The sequence below is a fragment of the Ruegeria sp. CDSC042 genome (assembly GCF_059610745.1).
In genome coordinates this window covers 238,565-261,411 of sequence record NZ_JBXWOF010000005.1, presented here as the reverse complement: position 1 = coordinate 261,411, position 22,847 = coordinate 238,565, and the positions used below count along the sequence as shown (strand labels likewise).

20 protein-coding genes and 1 tRNA gene are annotated in these 22,847 nt (G+C 56.2%); 14 read left to right on the top strand and 7 right to left on the bottom strand.

Going from position 1 to position 22,847, the window contains the following annotated elements:
• The first annotated feature begins 15 nt into the window (after window positions 1-15).
• From AC2FHX_RS12970 to AC2FHX_RS12935, 8 genes are all read left to right on the top strand, one after another.
• Window positions 16-1,116, top strand: coding sequence for an Ldh family oxidoreductase (locus tag AC2FHX_RS12970; protein ID WP_496677006.1), 1,101 nt, complete (start codon window positions 16-18; stop codon window positions 1,114-1,116).
• Window positions 1,117-1,436: 320 nt separating this feature from the next.
• Complete coding sequence (locus AC2FHX_RS12965; RefSeq protein WP_106607585.1) at window positions 1,437-2,684, top strand: sarcosine oxidase subunit beta family protein; 1,248 nt, start codon at window positions 1,437-1,439, stop codon at window positions 2,682-2,684.
• Between the two features lie 11 nt (window positions 2,685-2,695).
• Window positions 2,696-2,983 (top strand): sarcosine oxidase subunit delta, encoded by a 288-nt coding sequence (locus AC2FHX_RS12960; protein ID WP_106607275.1) that lies wholly within the window; start codon window positions 2,696-2,698, stop codon window positions 2,981-2,983.
• Complete coding sequence (locus AC2FHX_RS12955) at window positions 2,980-5,937, top strand: sarcosine oxidase subunit alpha family protein (protein ID WP_496677010.1); 2,958 nt, start codon at window positions 2,980-2,982, stop codon at window positions 5,935-5,937. Before AC2FHX_RS12960 ends, AC2FHX_RS12955 begins: the two co-directional genes overlap by 4 nt.
• A complete protein-coding gene (locus AC2FHX_RS12950) occupies window positions 5,930-6,493 on the top strand; it encodes a sarcosine oxidase subunit gamma (protein ID WP_142638799.1) in 564 nt (187 codons plus the stop codon). The genes AC2FHX_RS12955 and AC2FHX_RS12950 overlap by 8 nt, the downstream gene beginning before the upstream one ends.
• A gap of 599 nt (window positions 6,494-7,092) precedes the next feature.
• Window positions 7,093-7,527 carry a hypothetical protein gene (locus tag AC2FHX_RS12945; RefSeq protein WP_480600795.1) on the top strand — a complete coding sequence of 145 codons (435 nt, stop codon included), beginning with the start codon at window positions 7,093-7,095 and terminating at the stop codon, window positions 7,525-7,527.
• Window positions 7,528-8,166 carry a TIR domain-containing protein gene (locus tag AC2FHX_RS12940; protein WP_496677014.1) on the top strand — a complete coding sequence of 213 codons (639 nt, stop codon included), beginning with the start codon at window positions 7,528-7,530 and terminating at the stop codon, window positions 8,164-8,166.
• A 2-nt stretch (window positions 8,167-8,168) separates the two neighbouring features.
• Window positions 8,169-8,681 carry a toll/interleukin-1 receptor domain-containing protein gene (locus AC2FHX_RS12935; RefSeq protein ID WP_496677018.1) on the top strand — a complete coding sequence of 171 codons (513 nt, stop codon included), beginning with the start codon at window positions 8,169-8,171 and terminating at the stop codon, window positions 8,679-8,681.
• 1,316 nt (window positions 8,682-9,997) lie between these two features.
• On the opposite strand, the gene AC2FHX_RS12930 is transcribed toward AC2FHX_RS12935, so the two are convergent.
• The 5 genes from AC2FHX_RS12930 to AC2FHX_RS12910 form a co-directional block, all read right to left on the bottom strand.
• Entirely contained in the window at window positions 9,998-11,572 is a 1,575-nt protein-coding gene (locus tag AC2FHX_RS12930) for a relaxase family protein (protein ID WP_496677021.1), read from the bottom strand.
• Entirely contained in the window at window positions 11,566-11,994 is a 429-nt protein-coding gene (locus AC2FHX_RS12925) for a plasmid mobilization protein (RefSeq protein WP_082643591.1), read from the bottom strand. Before AC2FHX_RS12925 ends, AC2FHX_RS12930 begins: the two co-directional genes overlap by 7 nt.
• A gap of 19 nt (window positions 11,995-12,013) precedes the next feature.
• The gene (locus AC2FHX_RS12920) at window positions 12,014-12,934 is read right to left on the bottom strand and encodes a hypothetical protein (protein ID WP_496677025.1); all 921 of its coding nucleotides are present in this window, start codon (window positions 12,932-12,934) and stop codon (window positions 12,014-12,016) included.
• Window positions 12,935-12,958: 24 nt separating this feature from the next.
• A tRNA-Pro gene (locus AC2FHX_RS12915) sits at window positions 12,959-13,035 on the bottom strand.
• A 115-nt stretch (window positions 13,036-13,150) separates the two neighbouring features.
• Window positions 13,151-14,266 (bottom strand): THUMP domain-containing class I SAM-dependent RNA methyltransferase, encoded by a 1,116-nt coding sequence (locus AC2FHX_RS12910; protein ID WP_496701835.1) that lies wholly within the window; start codon window positions 14,264-14,266, stop codon window positions 13,151-13,153.
• 276 nt (window positions 14,267-14,542) lie between these two features.
• Here AC2FHX_RS12910 and AC2FHX_RS12905 point away from each other — a divergent pair, with 276 nt between their 5' ends.
• Genes AC2FHX_RS12905 through nqrF form a run of 6 tightly spaced genes read left to right on the top strand, consistent with a single transcriptional unit; the run spans window position 14,543 to window position 20,403 of the window.
• Window positions 14,543-15,886, top strand: a complete 1,344-nt coding sequence (locus AC2FHX_RS12905) for a Na(+)-translocating NADH-quinone reductase subunit A (RefSeq protein ID WP_496677031.1) — start codon at window positions 14,543-14,545, stop codon at window positions 15,884-15,886.
• 5 nt (window positions 15,887-15,891) lie between these two features.
• A complete protein-coding gene (locus AC2FHX_RS12900) occupies window positions 15,892-17,100 on the top strand; it encodes an NADH:ubiquinone reductase (Na(+)-transporting) subunit B (protein WP_496701836.1) in 1,209 nt (402 codons plus the stop codon).
• The gene (locus AC2FHX_RS12895) at window positions 17,093-17,908 is read left to right on the top strand and encodes a Na(+)-translocating NADH-quinone reductase subunit C (protein WP_496701838.1); all 816 of its coding nucleotides are present in this window, start codon (window positions 17,093-17,095) and stop codon (window positions 17,906-17,908) included. Before AC2FHX_RS12900 ends, AC2FHX_RS12895 begins: the two co-directional genes overlap by 8 nt.
• Window positions 17,908-18,561, top strand: coding sequence for an NADH:ubiquinone reductase (Na(+)-transporting) subunit D (locus tag AC2FHX_RS12890; RefSeq protein WP_496701840.1), 654 nt, complete (start codon window positions 17,908-17,910; stop codon window positions 18,559-18,561). Before AC2FHX_RS12895 ends, AC2FHX_RS12890 begins: the two co-directional genes overlap by 1 nt.
• Window positions 18,561-19,169, top strand: a complete 609-nt coding sequence (gene nqrE, locus AC2FHX_RS12885) for an NADH:ubiquinone reductase (Na(+)-transporting) subunit E (RefSeq protein ID WP_142636377.1) — start codon at window positions 18,561-18,563, stop codon at window positions 19,167-19,169. Before AC2FHX_RS12890 ends, nqrE begins: the two co-directional genes overlap by 1 nt.
• 10 nt (window positions 19,170-19,179) lie before the next feature.
• Window positions 19,180-20,403, top strand: a complete 1,224-nt coding sequence (gene nqrF, locus AC2FHX_RS12880) for an NADH:ubiquinone reductase (Na(+)-transporting) subunit F (RefSeq protein WP_496701842.1) — start codon at window positions 19,180-19,182, stop codon at window positions 20,401-20,403.
• 53 nt (window positions 20,404-20,456) lie between these two features.
• Here nqrF and tviB read toward each other — a convergent pair whose 3' ends face one another.
• Complete coding sequence (gene tviB / locus AC2FHX_RS12875; RefSeq protein WP_496701843.1) at window positions 20,457-21,740, bottom strand: Vi polysaccharide biosynthesis UDP-N-acetylglucosamine C-6 dehydrogenase TviB; 1,284 nt, start codon at window positions 21,738-21,740, stop codon at window positions 20,457-20,459.
• A gap of 5 nt (window positions 21,741-21,745) precedes the next feature.
• Window positions 21,746-22,759, bottom strand: coding sequence for a GDP-mannose 4,6-dehydratase (locus AC2FHX_RS12870; protein ID WP_271948911.1), 1,014 nt, complete (start codon window positions 22,757-22,759; stop codon window positions 21,746-21,748).
• Window positions 22,760-22,847: the final 88 nt, after the last annotated feature.

The following is a 22,847-nucleotide window of genomic DNA, read 5'->3' as shown; positions in this document are numbered from 1 at the left end:
CACCAGCCATGAACAATGGCCCAAACACCAAAAGAAGAAAGTCATGAAAAATACTGCGCTACACATTTCGATTTCGTTCCGTGCCCGGCTGAGGAGGCTTTTCTAATGACCGTCGTAAACCTATCGCTAAGTGAGATACATGATCTCGCACTAGAAGCATTCACCCAAAATGGATGCGACCCTCAAAACGCCGGGGCCCTGACCCGGACGGTTGTTGCTGCTGAGCGAGACGGGTCTCATTCCCACGGCTTGTTCAGGGTGCCCGGATATGTGGCATCCCTACGTAGTGGGAAGGTCAACGGCGCCGCCGATCCGCAGATTTCCAACAAATCACCTGTAATTGTTAACGCGAATGGCGACGATGGGTATGCCCCCTTGGCAATCGAGCGAGGTATTCCAGCGCTGGCGAAAGCAGCGAGTGAGTTCGGTATCGCAGCAATGACTCTTACCCACACGCATCATTTTGCCGCCCTTTGGCCAGAAGTTGAGGCATTGGCCGAACAAAATTTGGCAGGGATGGCTTGTGTAAGTTATATGCCAAATGTCGCACCACATGGTTCAAACAAGCCTTTATTTGGTACCAATCCGCTCGCTTTTGCCTGGCCACGGAAAAACAAACCACCATTTGTATTCGACATGGCAACTTCCGCAATGGCCGGCGGCGATGTAGCAATTGCCGCAAGAGATGGCCATTCGGTCCCCCTTGGAACCGGATTGGATGAAAATGGCAATGAAACCACCGATCCGGCAGCAATCTTGAAAGGCGTTTTGCTTCCCTTCGGAGGGCACAAGGGTTCTGCTATTGCAACGATGGTTGAACTCTTGGCGGCTGGTGCGACCGGTGAACGGTTTAGCTATGAAGCGCAAGATGCCGACAACGGTGATGGTGGCCCTCCCCGTGGGGGAGAGTTTTTCCTGGCATTTTCGCCATCACTACTGGCCGGTGAAGGTTGGGAGGGCCATTGCGAAGAGTTTTTCGAAAAATACGAGGCAATTCCGGGATCTCGTCTGCCGGGCGCAAGGCGCCACAACAACCGCAATGATACAACCAACCGTGCCATAGATGCGAAACTTGTCGCCACCATTCAAGAGCTTTGTAGTCGTCCCGATTCGTGAATCAGGCACAAGATCGCCATTTGGTTGCCTGAGTTGTCTTTTGGAGGGTGTCGCATTTGATCGCGTTTACCCGCCCGATACGCAAGTATCGGGCACGCGTCCGCCCACCCGGGCGAACGCCCAGCACTGTAAGCGATACTTGAACTGCGACTCCTATTGGCGTTGAAGGTGATTGACGAATTGGAAGTTAATCGATTAACTTATGAGCATTAAGCGTTCCAGAACATGGGATTCGGCATTGCCCACATCAGCGTTGAAACTGGCCGGTTCCACGAACTGGGTGCCAAATGGGCACCCATGCCATAAAGGAAAAGAATGCCATGAGGTACTCAGGGCTAAGAGTCATTAGAGAGGCCTTGAATGGCCAAAAAGGTTGGAAGCCTGCTTGGCGCAATCCGGAACCCAAACCCAATTACGACATCATTGTCATTGGCGGCGGAGGCCACGGGTTGGCGACTGCACATTACCTAGCGACGAAATATGGTGAGAAAAGCATCGCAGTGGTCGAAAAAGGCTGGATTGGGTCCGGCAATGCCGGGCGTAACACGACAATTGTGCGTGGTGACTACACTTTGCCTCCAAATACCCGCTTCTACGATCACAGTGTTGGCCTGTGGGAAAAGATGGAGCGGGAGTTGAACTTCAATGTCATGCACTCACAGCGTGGCTTGTTGTTCGTGCACCACAACGACTCAGAGAGGGACGACCACTATCGCAAAACCAACATCATGCGGATGCAAGGCACAGATGGCGAGATTTTGGGGCCTGAGCAGGTGCGCAAGATGTACCCCTCGATGAATTTCGACGGACGTTTCCCTATCACGGGTGCCTATCTTCACCGGCGCGGTGGCACCGCCCGCCATGACGCTGTGGTCTGGGGATATGCGCGGTCGGCCGACAGGCGCGGAGTAGATATCCTTCAGAATTGCGAAGTTATGGGGTTCCGGATTGAGCAAGGTAAGGTCCTGGGGATTGAGACAACCCGCGGGTTCATCGGCGCAAGGAAGGTTGGTGTCTCGGTAGCTGGAAATACCAGCCGAGTGATGGACATGGCGGGCATTCGTACCCCAATCGAAAGCCATGTTCTTCAGGCTTTCGTGTCTGAAGGGCTCAAGCCCATCATTCCCGGCCAAGTCAATTATGGCGCAGGTCACTTCTATATTTCGCAGTCGGACAAAGGCGGCCTGGTTATGGGAGGCGACCTGGATCAGTACAATTCCTGCGCCCAGCGGGGCAACCTGCCGGTCTTTGAATCGGTGATTGAAGCCGCTGTGACCTTGTTCCCAATGCTGTCGCGCGCTCGTCTTTTGCGGGCATGGGGCGGTTTGCAGGATATGTCCATGGATGGCCATGCGGTGATCGACGAAACGCCGATCAAGGGTCTCTATTTGAACGGCGGCTGGTGCTACGGCGGATTCAAAGCAACACCCGCAGCCGGCGAATGCTTTGCTCATCTTCTAAGCACAGAACAGCCGCATGAACTTGCCAAGCCCTATCGTCTTGACCGGTTCCGGACCGGCTACCTGCTTGATGAAAAGGGCCAAGGCCCGAACCCGAACCGGCAGTAAGGAGCGGTCAAATGATTATCAATCACCCTCTTTTGGGGCCGCGTGACCGGCAGGAATTCACCTATCTCGGCGATGCTTGCCTGATTGACCGTCCCGACTGGCAGGCCGGGAACGCGATGGATCAGTTTTACGAATACGTCTACCTGCGTGATGATCCAGCCGGGGAGCACCGCGAGCTTTGGTATCACGAGCATGGCGACCGCTCGTGGCTAGTCGTAACACGCAACACGGTGACGCATGAAATCACTAATGTCGAACTGGCCAGCGATGTGGCCCGCAAGCAGGGGCGCAGCAAATGACCCAATCCAACCGTTTGAATGGCGGCCTGATCAACCGCGGAAAGCCACTGAACTTCAATTTCGATGGGCGTGCCTATCTGGGGTATGAGGGCGACACGCTGGCGTCTGCCCTGATGGCCAATGGCGTGCGTTTCCTGGGTCGATCGTTCAAGTATCACCGTCCGCGTGGTATTTTCACCGCTGGCTCCGAGGAGCCAAACGCGCTGGTCGAATTGCGCAGTGGAGCCCGGCAGGAACCAAACACACGCGCTACAGTAGCGGAGCTGTACGAAGGGCTGGTTGCTTGCTCACAGAATTACAAGGGCAGCTTACGTTACGACCTGCTTGCCCTGAACGATTTGTTCTCGGATATTCTGAGCGCCGGTTTCTATTACAAGACGTTCATGTGGCCGGCGGCTTTCTGGGAGAAAGTCTATGAACCCATCATCCGCTCAGCTGCAGGCCTTGGTCGCCTGTCTGGGGAAGATGACCCGGATGAATATGAAAAGGGCTTCCTCCATTGCGATCTGCTGGTGATTGGGGGTGGGCCCGCTGGCCTGATGGCGGCACTGACCGCGGGCCGTGCAAGCGCAAACGTCATCCTCGCGGATGAAGATAGCCGTTTTGGCGGGCGCCTGAACGTCGAACAGGAAGATGTCGACGGAAAGCCTGCGGTCGAATGGGTTGAGCAGACTGTGGCCGAGCTAACCGCGATGGACAATGTGCGCCTGATGCCGCGAAGCACGGCGATGGGGGCCTTTGACCACGGGGTTTACGGTGTGGTTGAGAGGGTGCAGGACCATCTGCAAACCCCTGTGGCAGGGAAGCCGCGGCAGACATTGTGGCGGGTTTATTCAAAGCGCGCGATCCTTTGTGCCGGGGCAACCGAGCGTCCAATTGCTTTCCCGGACAACGACCGTCCGGGGGTGATGCTGGCAGGATCGATGCGGGCCTATGCCAACCGCTGGGCTGCAACCCCCGCGCGGAAGGTGGCGGTCTTCACCAACAATGATGATGGCCATCGCACTGCGGTAGACCTGATGGCAAAAGGTGTTGATGTCACAGCCATCGTCGATGCCCGGCTGGATGCGCCGACACTGACGGATGTGCGGCTGATCAGTGGCGCGCATGTTATCGGCACCAAGGGGCGGCATGGCCTGAGCAGCATCCGGGTCCGTCAAGCGGATGGCCACGAGGAAACGCTAGCCTGTGGCGCCTTGGGCGTGTCTGGCGGCTGGAATCCCAACGTCCACCTGACCTGCCACCAGGGCGGCCGTCCTGTCTGGATTGAGAGTATTGCAGCTTTCGTTCCCGGCCGGAACATCCCAGTTGGCATGTCGGTGGCGGGTGCGGCCAAAGGCCTGTTTTCGACTGAAGACGCATTGCGCAGCGGGGCGGAAGAAGCTGTGGCTGCCCTGGAAAGCCTGGGTATCGCCGCCAGCGCATTGAAGCTGCCGCGCGCCGATAACGGCGCCTATAACCTCCAGCCACTTTACCATGTGCCCCATGGCAAGGGCCGGGCTTGGCTGGACCAGCAGAACGACGTGACCGTCAAGGACGTTAAGCTGGCACATCAGGAGAACTACCGATCGGTCGAGCATCTCAAACGCTACACTACTCTCGGCATGGCCACTGACCAGGGCAAAACTGCTAACGTCAATGCTTTGGCAATAATGGCCGAGCTGACCGGCAAATCGATCCCCGAAACGGGAACGACGATTTTCCGGCCGCCCTATACACCGGTTGCACTGGGCACAATCGGCGGGCGCACGGTGGGCAAACACTTCCACCCGACGCGCGAAACCCCGACTGACAAATGGGCCAGGGAACACAATGCGCCCTTTGACACTGCTGGCGACTGGATGCGGGCGCGTTGGTTTCCGCAGCCGGGCGAGACCCATTGGCGCCAGTCCGCTGACCGAGAGGCCTGTAACGTGCGCAAGAATGTGGGCATCTGCGATGTGACCACACTGGGAAAAATCGACGTTCAGGGCGCGGATGCCGCGTCATTCCTGAACAGGGTCTATGCCAATGGTTTTGCCAAGCTGGCAGTGGGTAAGGTGCGCTATGGCATCATGCTGCGCGAAGATGGCGCCTGTTACGATGACGGCACCGCTGCACGGTTGGCGGAAGAACACTTCGTCATCACGACCACTACAGCCAATGCCGGGGCGGTTCTGAGAAACATGGAATTCGCCCGTCAATGCCTGTGGCCGGACATGGACGTGCAGCTGATCTCAACCACCGAGGCCTGGGCGCAGTTTGCTGTTGCCGGACCGAAATCGCGCGAGCTGCTGCAGCGGATTGTGGACTCTGAGTTCGATATCTCAAACGAGGCATTCCCGTTCATGGCCTGCGGTTCCGTGACGCTGTGCGGCGGCCTGAGGGCACGTCTGTTTCGGATCTCATTCTCGGGTGAACTGGCCTATGAATTGGCTGTTCCCACCCGTTATGGAGATGCGCTGTGGCGCCGAATGCTAGAGTTGGGGCAAGATCTTGGAGTAGCTCCCTATGGTCTTGAAGCGCTCGACATCATGCGCATTGAAAAAGGCCACCCGACGGGTCGCGAACTCGACGGCAGGGCCACCGCACTGATGCTGGGTATGGGGCGCATGGTGTCCCGCAAAAAAGACAGCATCGGCAGCACAATGGACCAGCGGGAGGGGGTGACTGATCCCAATGGATTGCGCCTTGTCGGTCTGAAGCCCGTGAACCAAAGCGAAGTGATAACCGCCGGTTCCCAGTTGGTGAATGAAACTGCGCCTGTTCATATCGACAGCGAACAGGGGCATGTGACATCAGCCTGTATCTCGCCACATCTGGGGCACTCCATCGGAATGGCCTTTCTCAAAGGCGGTGATCAGCGCATGGGCGAGATTATCCGCGTAGTCGATCCCGTGCGGGGAACCGATGTAAAGGCTCAGGTCATTCCCACACATTTCTTTGACCCGGAAGGAGGGCGCCTGCGTGCTTGATCTTCAATCCATCACCCCGCTTTGGGGAGAAACGCCGCGTGTCGACCGATTCAATGGGCTGACAATCACTGAGGTTCCGAACCGGGCGCTTGCCTCGCTTGCATTGCGTAGGGGGCGCGAAGACGAAGGCCGGAAAGCGGCCGAGGCCATGCTGGGATTAGCTTTGCCTGCGGTCGGGAAGCACGCCGCAGCGGGCTCATACGCGGCTAGCTGGTTTGCGCAGGATCAGTGGCTGATCTCCGCAGAAATCCCGGAGCATGAACTTATGTCCTACCAACTCGCGGATGCCGTGGAGGGCCTAGCCTCGGTAACAGAGCAAACAGACGGCTGGTGCCGTTTTGATCTGGAGGGTGCGTGCCGGGGTGTGTTTGAACGTTTGAGCGGCGTCAATCTGGCTGCGATGGAGCCCGGGAGCGCCACACGCGCGCTGCTGGAGCACCTTAGCTGTGTGATCATCTGCTTTGAAACTGCCAGCCACTACGCGGTTCTTGGCCCGCGCTCTTACGCGCGCTCTCTGCACCATGCTTTGGAGACTGCCGCCCGTTCGGCCCTTTGAAATATCGGCTTACTTTCTGAACTAACCCGCCGCTACTGCGACCGCGGCGGAACCACGTACAGGAGACTTCCCATGACAACTGCTTGATCTTTTGGCCCTAGGTACCAAAGCTTAGGGTTAACCACGCAGTTGTCCAGTTTCGGCTTCGTCCGCGACTTGTGAATTCCACGTGTGATTCTCGCTGCAGCCTGTATGAATGACCGTTGCTTCCGCTGCATAGCGGCACCGAACTTGTTGCTCACTTGGCATTCCTGACGCTGCGAGTGCAAGCAGCGAGAAAATCCAAGGAACAGGTTGGGCTCGCACCGGACTTTCTCTGCGACGGGCCCGAATTGGTCGAATGAGCCCATTCCCGACTTTACCGGTCCAACAGAGCGCTGCATACGCATTCAGCTGGTCGTAGTCCGAAAGCGGACTTGAAAGTTCTGCACCAAGTGCGGAAAGCGAAAAATTCGCTGCAGGTGCGAGATCAAATCGCGTTGTGAAACAAAGCAGACGTCATGTCTAGCGACTTCCGCTGGAAATCTTAGATTACTCAAGTACATTCCAGTCAAATGCACGCTGAGATTGAATTTACGCATAGAGAACGAGGTAATTGAATGGGGGACAGCCAAATCCAAGACGAGAGTATTCGGATCGCGCATCTAACCATGTTGCAAGGCGTCATTACGAGAATGGGGGCAAACTCGTTTACCCTCAAAGCTCTTGCTGCGACGTTTGGGAGCGCGGCGGTTGCAGTCATGGCCACCGTGGAGACGCCTTCGCCATATTATGCGGTTGCAGCCATAGTGCCGATGATCATTTTTTGGCTGATGGATGCGCAGTATTTACGCCTCGAGCGAGCTTATCGAAAGCTATACGACCACGTGCGAAGAGGGGAAGAAATCGAAGCCTATAGCCTCGAAGCAACACCGTTCATGCAGGATACATCTTCAGTTCTTCGGCTGGCGCTTTCGTGGTCCGTGAGCTGGTTTTATTTGGCGATTTTTCTGTCGCTGGGCGCGGTCGCATCATTGATTTTTTGTGGGGTATAAATGGCTAGTATTTTCGGGGCTATACCCGCTCAAACCGCCAAGCGGCGGGTTTTCTTTTCCTTCCATTATCAGAACGACATCTGGCGAGTGAACCAGGTGCGAAACTCATGGCGCTACAACCATGAGAACACGCGCGAGTCAGAGGGGTTCTACGATGGAAGCATTTGGGAGAACTCTCGTCGAACAGGGCCAGATTCTCTTAAGAGCTTGATCCGAGAGGGAATCAAAAACACATCAGTGACTTGCGTTCTTGTTGGGGCGGCAACTTATGAGAGAAGGTGGGTTCGTTACGAAATCGCCAGATCAGTAATCAAAGGGAACGGGTTGTTGGCCGTTAGGATTCATCTCATGGGCAACCAGCAAGGATACGCTTCTCAAGCGGGGCCTAATCCGCTTGATTACATGGGGGTGTACAATACGGGCAACGCAATACGCTTGGCCGAGAGGATGAACGGGAAATGGGTGAAGTATGAGGACTATACTCAGGCGGTAGATCTTCCCGCAACTTGGATCAAGCCACACGACAACACTGTAATCAAGCTTTCTCGTTATGCCGGATTGTATTGCTATAGGACGAATGGTGGTGGCGCGAATTTTGCATCTTGGGTGAGGCAGGCAGCCGCTGACGTGGGTAGATAGATATGATCAGTCAATCTACTATTCGCACTTATGCCAGTCGTGCTGGTTCTCAAAGGTCAGATTTTGTTGTGAATCGAGCCGTGCGAGAAGGAAAGCAAACTGCTTTTCTCTCACATAGTCATCGGGATGCAGAGCTGGCGAAAGGGTTGCAAGGCTTTTTACAGTCGCAGGGGTGGCTCGTTTACATCGATTGGGAAGACAGATCGATGCCATCGCGCCCTAACCGCGAGACCGCGCAAAAGATCAAGGAACGCATCAAGCGGCTTGATTGGTTTTTGTATCTGGCGACGGCCAATTCATCTTCAAGTCGATGGTGCCCGTGGGAGATCGGATACGCAGATGGGGTTAAGCATATAGACAAGATTGTGATTGTGCCGACGCGAGATAGCTCGGGGCGCAATCACGGCAACGAATATCTCGAATTATATCGTCACGTAGAATCTGCGAGGGAAGGCGGATACGGGCTTTTCAGGCCAGACAATCGTGGCGTGTTGCTAAACAAGGTTACTAGTTAAGCACACCTGACAGTCCGCTCTAATACATTGAACAGCTTGCAATCTCGGAGACTAGGTCCAGACGCGTCGCCTCCACACTCGGTGCCACCGATCTCCATTCGGAATATCTGCACAGTGCATGAACGGCAGGAATACCGTGTGTACACAGCATCCTGTTTTCTGGTCGAAGGTCAGTTATGGGCCGTTGACCGCGTTAGACGTCCCCTGCATCATTTGAAAAACAACAGGCGCAGAGATGACCAAGAGTATAACTCAAGATGACAGGGAACTTCTTTTGGTGGAGTACCAACCTCTTAGGGAGGAAGTTAATCGAACCGTTGACCGAATGACGGCTAATGAACTTGCCTGCTCTGCGTTTGTATTTTCGATCATACTGTTTCAATTTTCTACGGACAATGTAACGTCTATACCAAACTGGATCGTGGTTCCGTTTGGAGCATCCTTGGCGATTGTCGTAGCGTTCGTGGGGTACGAACGTTCCAAGGTGTTTAGGCGCCATATGGACCAAGTTGAAAATTACCTGGCGGACATAGAACGAGCGCTCAGCGGTCAGTTCGGCTGGACCAATCATTATCGAGACGTCATACAGCCGTCTGATGCAAGACAGACCGGTTCTCGCCGAGTGCTATGGCACATTCTACGGTTCGTAGCACTGGCAAATTTTGTTTTCCAGAGTGCCGCACTTCTTAATCCGGTGGCCTAGCCTCCAAAACTTTCAGGATAGTTTTCTACAACAATGAATGACTGCTGTGCAGAATGCAATCGCAGCATTCGACCGCGCCGCTCTACGTCGGTTACGGGCCGCACGGAGCTATGCAAAGTCTACTTTTGCACCGTTGCTGCCATTGGTGATGATCAGTGCCGCCACCGCAGCGAAGGTCTGCTTGGTGGCCTTCCTGCCAAGTAGCCTGTGGCACGGCGATCGAGGGTCATCGGTCTGGATGCACGTTCTTAACGGGATTGGGCGGCAGTTTTATTGGGATTCAGGCGTCAATTCACTGAGAATACGCAGTTGAGCGCTAGGCTAGAACAACTTGGCCTATTTTGATCATTTTCGCATCGACCCCAAGTTCTGGTATCAAGTAGCCGTTTTTGGTCCTGAACACATTCCGCAAATACTGATTTCCGTCAGTGTCCATAAACAGACACCGTAAGTTGTAGCAATCGCCCCAAACCCCTGCAATTGCAACTAGTGGAATGCCTATCGGTAGCGAGTCGACTCTTTCAAATTCTCTGTAGTCAATCCCGCAGGCGCAGGATTGGCGGAAGCTCATGGTGAAGCGTTCGTGATGAGTGGGCATCGTCATTCCTTCAGATCAAAGATGGAAGCCGTAGTCTTGGTCTCGTTCAAGCAGCCCATGATTCAGCTCTCTTGCAGCAGAGTTTCGGCGGCTCTCGCTAGCTTCAAACTCGTCTGCAAGTTCTCTTCCAGCGTGGTGTAGTTCTGTTCTTCGGTCAGCAAGTCGGCCAATGTAGCTACGGACTTGAGATGTGATTTCATCAGCAGCTCGATGCACTGCGTTAAGCCATTTAGCCTGGCCTCGATCCCGGTCGTCGAGCGTTCTTCCAAATTGCGCAATTCCGAGGCGGAGGTCTCGCAAGCCGTCACCAACTGCTCGACGCACGCGAGCAAATCTCGCTCCAAGGCTGTCAGGGATTGGTCCATCTAGTTTGGCTCCACTCTGATGCAAGAAACCAATCGGCTCGCCACCGAACAGGTGCGCATGCTTGATGTTTCTGGCGGCAGGATCAAATAAGTCGCTCCCTCGTGAAGTACCGCCTGGATGCCCAACCTCTCTAGCTGCGTCGAGGCGGCTATCGTTGAGAGTTTCCAGCTCCACAGAAAAGTCAGTCCTAAGGTTGCTGCGATCAACACCATACAGGCCGTTATCACCGCCCAAGGTGAGATCTGAATCAGGAATTTGATCTTGTCGATGTGACTCTGCCAGGTCGTCCCGCTCCAATCCAAAAACGTGCGGGTATCGGCTTCGATTGTATTCCGCGCGAGTGTTACACATGCTTGAATATCGCTCCTGAAGCTCTGCAATTGAGAATCCATCAAGGCGGCGTGCTCTTTTCGGATCTTGTCCAAGTCCGCGTTCAATTTCTCGCTCAGCCGGGTCGGCTTGCCAGTCGTCATGGAAAATCTCTCCTTTCAATCGCCAGCGTTCGCCTGTGTCGGGGTCTTTGGCCGTGATGTAATTTTTGCTTACGCGGGGGATATCGAAACCTGCGTCGGTCAGGGCATCGACCATGCTTGCGCGGTCGGTGATGGTGCCGATGCTGATCTGGTCTAAGATCCATTCGTGGAGTTCTTCGCGGCCCTGTGCCCTAGTTGGGGCCTCAACGGTGGCTTGAACCTCCTGTGTGCGTTCCAGATCCATCGGATCGGCCCAGTCGTGCGTCTTGTTCATTAAGTCGCGCAGACTGTCATAGGCTGTCCGATAGCCAGGTGGTGCGATGTTGAGGCTTTTACCGGTTGTCAGCTCCAAACGCGGTGTACAGAAATGCAGCTCAACTCGGTCTTCGTGGCTGTGCCGGACCCAGAGCAAGTCGAATTGCTCACTGTCCATACCAGCGAATGCCAGTGCCTCGAAGGCGTTCATGACTTCGACCTGCTGGGCTACGGTGGGTGCGTCCTCGCTGGCAAAGCTGATGACGCCCGCGCGGTAGGTCCACTGATTGCGACTGGCGTCGATCAGGGCCTCGGTGCGGGTGGAATCGCCGCGCAGCACTTCAGGCAAAGGATCGCGTATGACCGTCATGGGCTGGCCATCAGCATCGCGGATTAGATCGCGATTGGAGTCATAGGCCAAGACCTCACGCGTGACGAGATAGCCAACTGGACCAGCACCCGCGCCTTTGCCATTGGGAAAGAACTTGATCAGCATTGTCGTGCCTCATCAAGGATCTTGGTAAGCTGGCGTTCAATCACAACCAGTTGTCGGGCGACGGCCAGCGTATCCATGTCAACCCGACCAATCAGAAGCGCCCGATTCACAACCCGCGCAACCTGGTTGAGGTTACCGCCAATGCGCCCTAGTGCCAGGACCAGAGCGGGGTCGACGCGAGGCGCAGGCTTGCGACGACGTGCTTCCGTCAGACCCAAGGCTTCGCGCAAGAGGGTCGCGGCAGACACTCCGGCAGCTTCGGCTTTGGCGCGAAGCTCAGCCTTCTCAGCAACGCTACATCGAAAGACGAAGGTCTCGGTGAGCGGCGCTTTGGCGGGCGGCGTGCCTCCGCCGGTGGGGTTCGAAGGGGAGGCTTGCCACCCCTCGCAAGGTCCCGTGTCAGCAGCGCCAGCGTATGACATGGGTCGCCTTGCTCTTTGCTCAGACCGCATGGCACAGTTCCTGCTTCGATGGTGCAAACAGGGTCCAGCCTTCGGTGATGAGCCAGCTGCGCAACACGGGCCACTCGTTCTTGTTCGTTGGAGGGAACCTGCCGGGGAGCCAGTAGCCGCGCTCGTTGTTTTCGATGGCTTCAGGAAGTACCCGGTCGATCCAAGCACCAAACATTCGTTCGGTGAACTGCTCCCATTGGCGGCAGCCGAAAGATTGGCGCGAGACGAATTCGGGTTGCGCACTGCCCACGCGCGCCGAGTCGGATGGCCCACCATTCGGCAGATCCGGCTCAAGCGCGAGGTTTTGTTCTATGGATTGTTCTTTCTTTATATAGGAAAGATCACCCATGCGCCCTTTGTCTCTCACGGGCGAACCCTTTCGCCCTTCTGAAAGGCTCATCGGTGCATCCTTTTTCCTCCGGCGAAACGGGATGATTTTTGTTGGGGAGCGAAGGTCGTATTCTGTGTGATTGCCTGCGCCACGCCCTTCAGTTCGAAACAGCCAACCGAACTCGACAAGCTGTTTGAGGCAGCGTTTGATGGTTGCTAGCGACATTCCGACCAGGAACTCATCAAGCGTTTTTAGTGAGGGATTGAGTTGGCCGGTCCTGTCGTTGGCGAACTGTACCGAAAGCGCTGAGGCAACTACCTTAGTTGACGAGTTGAGGTCAGCGCATTGCAGAACGGCCTTGAGCCATTCAAAGCGATTGAGCCTAGACATATGCGCCTCCCGCGATTGCGGACCGGCTGCGAATTTGGTATTCTGTTCGTGCGGATAAATTTGCATTACCGTTGAGGTGGGTGGCCGCCCCCTCAGCGGTTTTTCTTTCACTTTTCTTCGGAAACCAGACCCTGAAAACAGAATAATCCGGACAAAATCCGGGTATGCTGCGGTGGCGGCGCAGTTCATTCGTATTTAACTGATTGATTTTATTGGTCGGAGTGAGAGGATTCGAACCTCCGACCCCTGCCTCCCGAAGACAGTGCTCTACCAGGCTGAGCTACACTCCGACCGTGGCGGGTGATTTATACCTGAGGGTTTGGATGTGCAAGAGGGATTCTGGGTCTGGTTTGTGATTAGTAACAGGCTTTGGACAGGCTCAAAATCCCTGTGATTAGCCCCATGTCAGATCAGGCGGTCAGTGCGATAAAGTCGGATTTTTGTGCCGCCGTGATCCACTACCGGCCCTGCCGGAAGCAAAGGAAGGCGTGTGGCATGGGCCAGGGATGGGGTGCTTGTTACGATGCCAACGCGCCAGCCTTTGAAGCGTGACATCAGAACCTTGCCGAAACTCCCATACAAGGATCGCAGACGTTTTTCATCGCCTATCCTGGTGCCATAAGGGGGGTTTACGATCACTAACCCCTCAGCACCTTGCGGGGGCTTCAGATCGCTGACGGAGTGGCAATGAAATGTTGTATTGGTCGAAACACCGGCTTGTTCCGCGTTAGCTTTTGCGGCCTCGATCGCACCTGCATTCCTGTCGGAGCCGAAGAACTGAACCTCGGGGGCAGGGGAGGGTGACCCGGCGCGCATGTCGGACCAGATGTCGGGATCAAAACTCCTTAGGCTTTCGAATGCAAAATTACGCGTGCGACCGGGAAGCAGGCCCAACGAGATCTCGGCAGCCTCGATGACGAAAGTGCCCGACCCGCACATGGGATCCAGCACCGGTTCGGTCCCGTGATAGCCACATTCGCGCAGGAACATGGCCGCCATTGTCTCGCGCATGGGGGCCTTGGCGACGGAAGTCTTGTGACCTCGCTTGTGCAGGGGATCTCCGGAGGTGTCGATCGAGAATGTGCAGATGTCTTTCTCAATCCGCAAAAGCACGCGCAGGGCTGCATCTGTCGAGATTGGAGTCCCCAGTGTCTCGGCCAGCGCTCGTTCGATCCTTTGGCGCGCGGCACCCGCATGATAGATGCGTGATTTGCGGCTTGTCGCCTCGACTTTTACCGGCACTTCCGGGCGCAGGAAATCTGACCACGGAAATTTTCTGGCGCGTTTGTCCAGTTGTGCAAGATGGACAGCGGGAAAGCTGCCAATCCGAACCAGAACTTTATTTGCGCCCCGAAGGCAAAGGTTGGCACGCCAGACTTCGGGCCACCCGCCCCGACAAACCACGCCACCAGCAATGACCTTGGCATCGGCGAATCCCTGTTCGGTGGCCTCGGCATGCAGCGGCGCCTCTAGTCCGGGCGTTGCTACCAGAAAAATTTCCAGATCGTTCGTTTGTTCCATCAAGGGTGCTTACACCGGACATGATCGGGGCGCGACAGGCAATTTCAGCGAAAGTGATACAAGAAAGTGAATACCGTGAGGGAATTTTGACGGTTACAGGTTTGCTTTTGGTATCATCCCCGCGTAAAGGGGCCACAATCAGAGGGACGGCCGCGGATTTCAGTCGCAATTCGACGCTTTTGCGACGACTGCTTGGAATTCTCGCGTTATTGTCTGACACTAGATAGGTGTTGGCTCAGCCGGCACAGGTAAAGAGGCTTGGAAGACCGTAGCGACATGCAAACTTTCAAACTGAAAAAAGGGTTGGAGTTGCCGGTGCAAGGCGCACCGGAGCAAACCATCCATCCGGGTCCAGAATTCAAGACTGTTGGGGTTTTGGGGGGCGATTACCTTGGCTTGAAACCGCGAATGCTGGTTCAGGAGGGGGATGACGTTCAACGTGGCACTCCGCTATTCTGTCACAAGGACGCACCCGAGGCGATGATGGTCGCCCCGCTAAGTGGTAAGATCGTTGCCATCAACCGTGGTGCGCGCCGGGTTTTGCAGAGCGTTGTGATCGAGGTTGCGGATGCCAACGACACGGGTATCGATTTCTCGGGTGTTGGTGATGCGGACAGCGCCGAGGGTGTCACCGCCAAGCTATGCGCCGCGGGGCTGTGGACCGCTTTCCGTACGCGTCCCTATTCCAAGATGCCAGTTCCGGGCACCAAGCCAGCAGCGATTTTCGTCACAGCCATGGATAGCGAACCACTGGCCGGAGATGCAGAACTCATCATCAATGACGCGGGCAAAGCATTTGCGGATGGTCTGGTAGCCGTATCCAAGTTGACCGAGGGCAAAACCTATTTGTGCCAGCAGGACGGTGCTTCAGTTCCGGGTAGCGATCTGCCAGACGTTGAGGCGGCGGCATTCTCTGGTCCGCATCCTGCGGGTTTGGCCGGAACCCACATCCATTTCCTCGAACCGCTTGCGGGCGAAAAGCAGGTCTGGACCATCGGGTATCAGGATGTCATCGCCATTGGCCGCCTGATGCAGACGGGCCATCTGGACCCTAATCTGGTGATCGCCCTGACTGGCCCGGGTGCCCGTCAGCCGCGCCTGATCCGTACGGTGATGGGAGCGTCGACCGAAGACCTGACCCGGGATGAGGTTGATGTGGACGGCACGGCACGGATCATTTCGGGCTCGATCCTATCTGGTCAGCATGCGGATGGCCCAACGGCCTATCTGGGGCGTTTTGCAAGGCAGATCAGCATCATCCGCGAGGACCACGACCAGATTCCGATGGGTTGGATCCGCCCGATGCCTTCGAAATTTGCAGTTCAGCCGGTGCTGGGTTCTGCTTTCGCCAAAAAGCTGTACGCGCTCAGTTCGAATCTGAATGGGGGGCGCCGCGCCATGGTGCCCACGGGTACGTTCGAAGAGCTGATGCCGCAGGACTATCTGCCGACGCAACTGCTGCGGGCACTACTGGTGATGGACACCGATACCGCGCAAGCTCTGGGCGCGCTCGAGCTGGACGAAGAGGATCTGGGCCTTGTCGGCTTTGCCTGTCCGGCAAAATATGAATACGGGCTGGCGTTGCGCGACTGCCTGAACAAGATTGAAAAGGAGGGCTGATCCAAATGGGTTTGCGCAGCTTCTTCGATCGGATCGAGCCGAACTTTACCAAGGGCGGCAAGTACGAAAAGTATTTCCCCATCTACGAGATGGTCGAAAGCTTTATCTACACTCCGAAAACCGTGACCTCTGTGGCCCCGCATGCGCGGTCTTACGTGGATATGAAGCGGATCATGACCTATGTCGTGATCGCGACCATTCCCTGTATCCTTTGGGGGATGTGGAACACCGGCTATCAGGCCAACTCGGCTATCGCCAGCCTCGGGCCGGACTCTGCCGCCGGTTGGCGCATCGCTCTGCTGCAGATGTTTGGTATCTCGCTGGACCCCAGCAGTGTCTTTGCAAATGTGATGCACGGGTTGATGTATTTTCTGCCTATCTACATCGTCACACTGGTCGCAGGCGGCATATTCGAGGTCATCTTTGCCACCGTGCGCGGTCATGAGGTGAACGAAGGTTTCCTCGTAACATCAATGCTTTACACGCTGATTATGCCGGCCACTACACCCTTGTGGCAGGTGGCTTTGGGCATCATCTTCGGTGTGGTTATCGGCAAAGAGGTATTTGGCGGCACCGGCAAGAACTTCCTTAACCCCGCGTTGGTTGGTCGTGCGTTTTTGTACTTCGCTTATCCTGCGCAGATGTCGGGTGACTCGGTCTGGACCCCGGTTGACGGGTTCTCGGGTGCAACCGCGCTGGCGGTGTCAGCGGCCGAGGGCGTACAGGCTCTTGCTGCCGAAGGGATCACATGGTCCAGCGCTTTTTACGGCACCATTCAGGGCAGCTTTGGCGAGACCTCGACCTTGGCCTGCTTGATCGGTATGGCCTTCTTGCTGATGACCAAGATTGCCAATTACCGCCTGATCGTTGGCTGTCTGACCGGGACCATCGGATTTACTCTGCTGCTGAACCTGATCGGGTCGGATACCAACCCGATGTTCGCGATGCCGTGGTATTGGCATGTGGTTCTGGGTGGGTATGCATTTGGCTTGGCCTTCATGGTGACCGAACCGGTTTCCGCCAGCCACACCAACCTGGGCCGCTATATCTATGGCGCCTTGATCGGTGTGATGGTTGTGATGATACGCGTGATTAATCCGGCCTTCCCCGAAGGCATGATGCTGGCCATCCTGTTCGGCAATGTCTTTGCACCGCTGATCGACTATTTCGTCGTGCAGGCCAATATCAAACGGAGGGCGCGTCGCCATGTCTGATCCGCAACCTCAAGAACCCAAGGGCGCATTGGCTCGCTTTCTGGCCGCCTCGCCGGATTCGGTTGGCAAGACGATCTTCGTCGCCGTTGCCGTCTGTCTTGTTGCCTCGATGGTGGTCTCCGCCGCTGCAGTCAGCCTGCGCCCGGTGCAAGAAGCCAACGCGCTGAAGGACAAACAGGTTAACGTTTTGCAGGTGGCTGGTGTCTTCGAGCCGGGCATAGATGTGACCGAAGCCTTCGCTGCGTTCGAGCCGCATGTGCTCGAGCTTGCCACCGGCGAATTTGTCGACGATCAGTTCGATCCGGCAACCTTTGATGACCAGGCTGCTGCAAGTGATCCTGAACTCAGCGTAGCATTGGACACTGACCCGGCGGGTATTGGTCGTCAGGCCAAGTACCGAGTGATCTATCTGTTGCGCGATGATGCGGGCGATTTAGACAAAGTGATCCTGCCGCTGCATGGTTATGGCCTGTGGTCGACGCTCTATGGTTTTATCGCTCTAGAAAATAACGGCAACGACATCTACGGCCTGCAGTTCTATCAGCATGGTGAGACCCCCGGCCTTGGCGCCGAGGTGGACAACCCGCGATGGAAAGGTCTGTGGAATGGCAAGAAATTGCGCGATGATGCGGGCGATCTGCAAATCACCGTCGCCAAGTCGCAACCCGCCGCCGGTCCCGATTTCTATGTCGACGCGCTGGCAGGGGCCACGCTGACCTCGGTTGGTGTCGATAACCTGGTGAAATTCTGGATGGGTGACGCGGGCTTTGCCCCGTTCCTGGCCAAACTGCAAGCAGGAGAGTTCTGATGTCTCAGACCAAGAAAGAGATGCTGGTCGACCCGCTTGTCGACAACAACCCAATCACGCTGCAGGTTCTGGGCATCTGTTCCGCACTGGCCGTGACCTCGTCGTTGCAGGTGGCCTTTGTGATGGCGCTGGCGGTGACCTTCGTGACCGCCTTCTCGTCGATGTTCATCTCGATGCTGCGCAACCAGATACCCGGCTCGATCCGGATCATCGTTCAGATGGTGATCATCGCGTCGCTGGTGATCCTGGTGGATCAGGTTCTCAAGGCCTATGCCTTCCAGATTTCAAAGACCCTGTCGGTTTTCGTCGGGCTGATCATCACAAACTGTATCGTGATGGGCCGCGCCGAGGCGTTTGCGATGAAGAACCCCCCCGTCGCGTCCTTTATCGACGGTGTTGGCAACGGCATGGGCTATGGTCTGATCCTGTTGCTCGTCGGCTTTATCCGCGAACTGCTGGGGGCCGGGTCGCTGTTCGGCGTCACCATCTTGCAGACCGTGAACAACGGCGGCTGGTACGTACCTAACGGTATGCTGCTGTTGCCACCTTCGGCGTTCTTTATCATCGGCCTGATCATCTGGGCCTTCCGAACATGGAAGCCGAACCAGGTCGAAGAACGTGAATACAAAATCCAGCAGGTAGAGGCGCACTGATGGAAGGGCTTATCTCACTGGCCGTAAAGGCCATCTTTGTCGAAAACCTTGCGCTCAGCTTCTTTCTTGGCATGTGTACCTTCATCGCCGTGTCCAAGAAGATCTCGACCGCTCTGGGTCTTGGGATCTCGGTCATGGTCGTGCAGGCGATCACCGTTCCCGCCAACAACCTGTTGCTGACCTATCTGCTGAAACCGGGCGCGCTGGCCTGGGCCGGGTTCCCGGATGTGGACCTGACCTTCCTTGGCCTGATCTCATATATCGGCGTGATCGCGGCGATGGTTCAGATCCTCGAGATGGTCTTGGACAAGTATTTCCCGCCGCTCTACAACGCGCTGGGTATTTTCCTGCCGCTGATCACGGTGAATTGCGCCATTCTGGGTGGGTCGCTGTTCATGGTCGAGCGGGATTACAACTTTGCCGAGGCGACAACCTATGGTCTGTCTTCCGGCTTTGGCTGGGCGCTGGCGATTACCGCAATGGCGGGCGTACGCGAAAAGCTGAAATATTCGGACATTCCCGATGGCCTACAGGGTCTGGGGATCACCTTTATCACCGCGGGTCTGATGGCGATGGCCTTCATGTCCTTCTCGGGCGTGAAACTGTAAGGGGGCGGCAATGGAAACCTTTAGCCTTGGCGTCGTTCTTTTCACGCTGATCGTTCTGGCGCTTGTCGCCCTTATCATGGCCGCTCGGTCACGGCTGGTGTCGACGGGCAATGTCAACATCACCATCAATGGTGAGAAAACCGTGTCCGTGCCCGCCGGTGGCAAGCTGCTGCAAACGCTGGCGGCTGAGAAACTGTTCGTACCGTCCGCCTGTGGCGGCGGTGGCACCTGTGCGCAATGCCGCGTGCGCGTGCATTCCGGCGGTGGCTCGATCCTGCCTACCGAGGAAAGCCATATCACCAAGCGCGAGGCCGCTTGCGGTGACCGCCTGTCCTGTCAGGTTGCGGTCAAGCAGGACATGGATATCGAAGTCCCTGAAGAGGTCTTTGGCGTCAAGAAATGGGAATGCACCGTCCGATCGAACGAGAACGTTGCCACCTTTATCAAGGCGCTGACGCTGGACCTGCCCGAAGGCGAGGATGTGAACTTCCGCGCCGGTGGCTACATTCAGATCGAGGCCCCGGCGCACCAGTTGAAATACACTGATTTCGATGTCGAAGACGAGTACCGCGAAGATTGGGATCGCTTCAATCTGTGGCAGTACGACTCGGTCGTTGCCGAGCCCATCGAACGCGCCTATTCCATGGCCAACTACCCGGACGAAAAGGGCATGATCATGCTGAACGTCCGGGTTGCCTCACCGCCTCCGGGTTCCGAAGGGATACCGGCGGGCCAGATGTCGTCGTATATCTTCAACCTGAAACCGGGTGACAAGGTCACGATCTCGGGTCCATTCGGTGAATTCTTCGCCCGCGAGACCGGAAGAGAGATGGTGTTCATCGGTGGTGGTGCTGGTATGGCGCCCATGCGCAGCCATATTTTCGACCAGCTCAAACGGCTTGAGAATCGCGACCGCAAGATCACCTTCTGGTACGGTGCCCGGTCCAAGAAAGAGATGTTCTTTGTCGAGGATTTCGACAGCCTCGCGGAAGAGTTCGACAATTTCGAATGGCATGTCGCCCTGTCGGATGCCCAGCCCGAGGACGACTGGAAAGGCTATACCGGCTTTATCCATAACGTGCTGTTCGACGAATACCTCAAGAACCACCCGGCACCCGAGGATTGCGAGTTCTACATGTGCGGACCGCCGATCATGAACCAGTCGGTCATCAACATGCTGCTGGATCTGGGTGTGGACCGCGAAGATATCATGCTCGACGATTTCGGCGGGTAATCAGTTATCCGGCGCCCTGTGGCGCCGGTTTCATTTTAGGTCCTTTGGTTCGATTACAGGCGCAGGTCGCTTGCCTCGCGTGGCAGGCAGGATTTGATGTCGAAGACTACGCTGTTTTCTTTGCCATAGGCTCGAAACTGCAAAGGATCGAGTGCCCGATATTCCGCATGCGCGACGGCCAGGACGACCCCGTCATAGAGCCCTGGCTCAGGTTGGTCGATCAGGTCCAGGTCGTATTCTTCTTGCGCAGCTTTGGGGTCGGCATGAGGGTCGTGGACATCGACGCTGATGCCATAGCTTTGCAATTCTTCGATAATGTCGAAGACACGGGTGTTGCGCAGGTCGGGGCAGTTTTCCTTGAACGTCAGGCCCATCACCAGAACACGGGCGGCGCCAACATTGATACCGCAACGGGTCATACGTTTGACCAGTTGCGACACCACATAGCTGCCCATCCTGTCATTCAGGCGCCGCCCTGCAAGGATGATCTGCGGGTGATGGCCCACGGCCTCGGCCTTGTGCGTCAGGTAGTAAGGATCCACGCCGATGCAATGCCCGCCGACCAGACCGGGGCGGAAGGGCAGGAAGTTCCACTTGGTTCCGGCTGCGCGCAGCACAGCCTCGGTATCGATGCCCATGCGACCGAAGATCATCGCCAACTCGTTCACCAGAGCGATATTCAGGTCGCGCTGGGTGTTTTCGATCACCTTCGCGGCCTCAGCCACGCGGATGCTTTCGGCCTTGTAGGTTCCAGCGGTGATGATCCGGGCATAGAGCGCGTCAACCAGATCAGCGACCTGCGGGGTTGAACCAGCGGTGACTTTGCAGATGTCCGCGATACGGTGGGTCTTGTCACCGGGGTTGATCCGCTCGGGGCTGTAGCCTGCAAAGAAATCCGTGTTGAAAGTCAGGCCCGAGGCGCGTTCCAGCACCGGAACGCAATCTTCTTCGGTTGCGCCGGGATAGACGGTGGATTCGTAGATCACCAAATCACCGGGTTTCAATACGTGGCCAACTGTTTCCGACGCAGCCAGAAGGGGGGCTAAATCAGGCTGCTTACCTGCGGTGATCGGCGTGGGGACGGTTACGACATAGGTATCGCAATCGGCAATCTCCGAGGGGTTGGTTGTGAATTTCAGGCCGCCCGCCGCGCTCAGATCATGTGGCTCAACCTCATGCGTTGCATCTACGCCAGCGCGTAGTGCCTCGACCCGCGCCGCATTGATGTCAAATCCGATCACCTTGCCAATTTTGCCGAAGGCCACGGCCAGGGGCAGGCCGACATAACCCAGCCCGATCACAGCAATCTTTCGGGAATTGGGGTCGGTTTCAAGCATATGCGTCACTTACCATGATAGTCGCGGAACCATTCGACAAACTGGGCGATTCCATCTTTGAAATTTGTCTGCGGACGATAGCCGGTCAGCTTTTGCAGCAGATCACTATTCGCCCAAGTGGCAGGAACATCACCCATCTGCATAGGCATGTAATTGCGGATGGCTTTCTTGCCGATAGCTTCCTCAATGGCTTCGATAAAATCCATCAGCCGCACTTTGTCGCCATTGCCGATATTCACCACGCGCCAGGGCGCCGCCGGCGACAGGCTGTCACCTTCTTCAATCTCATCTGCGCTGTCCGGCCGCACCGGAGGGACGTCGATCAGCAGTCGGATACCGCGGACAAGGTCTTCGACATTGGTGAAATCCCGATACATGTCGCCGTGGTTATAGATATCGATCGGGCGGTCATCCAGGATGGCGTCCACAAATTTGTAGAGCGCAAGATCGGGTCGCCCCCAGGTTCCATACACGGTGAAGAACCGAAACATGGTCGTGGGCAGGTTCCACAAATGAGCATAGGAATGGCCCATCGCCTCGTTTGCCTTTTTGGTTGCGGCGTAAATCGTCAGCGGTGTGTCGGCCTTTTCGACCTCAGTAAAGGGCATGACCTCGTTGGCGCCATAAACCGAGGATGTCGAAGCCATCAGAAGGTGGTCTACCTTATGCTCGCGCGCGATTTCCATGACGTTGAACGTGCCGACCACGTTGGAATTGATATAGCTGCGCGGGTCCTCAAGGCTATAGCGGACACCAGCCTGCGCCGCGAGATGCACGATCACTTCGGGCTGGAACTCCTCAGCGACCTTTGCAAGCTGGTCGTAGTTTTCCAAAAGATCCTCGGTTGCGGAAAACCCAGGGGATTGCAAGAGCATCTGATGGCGGCGCTGCTTGAGCGAGACGTCGTAATAATCCGTCATCCCATCGTAGCCGTGAACCTGAAACCCCTCGGCCAGTAGTAGTTTTGCCAGGTGAAAACCGATGAACCCTGCTGTGCCTGTGACTAATACGCGCTTCATTTAACCCTCGACCCAAACCAAAACCGTTTGAAACATCAGGGATACTTTCAGCCCCTCAAGGTCAAGGGGATTTTCCCACAAACCGCGC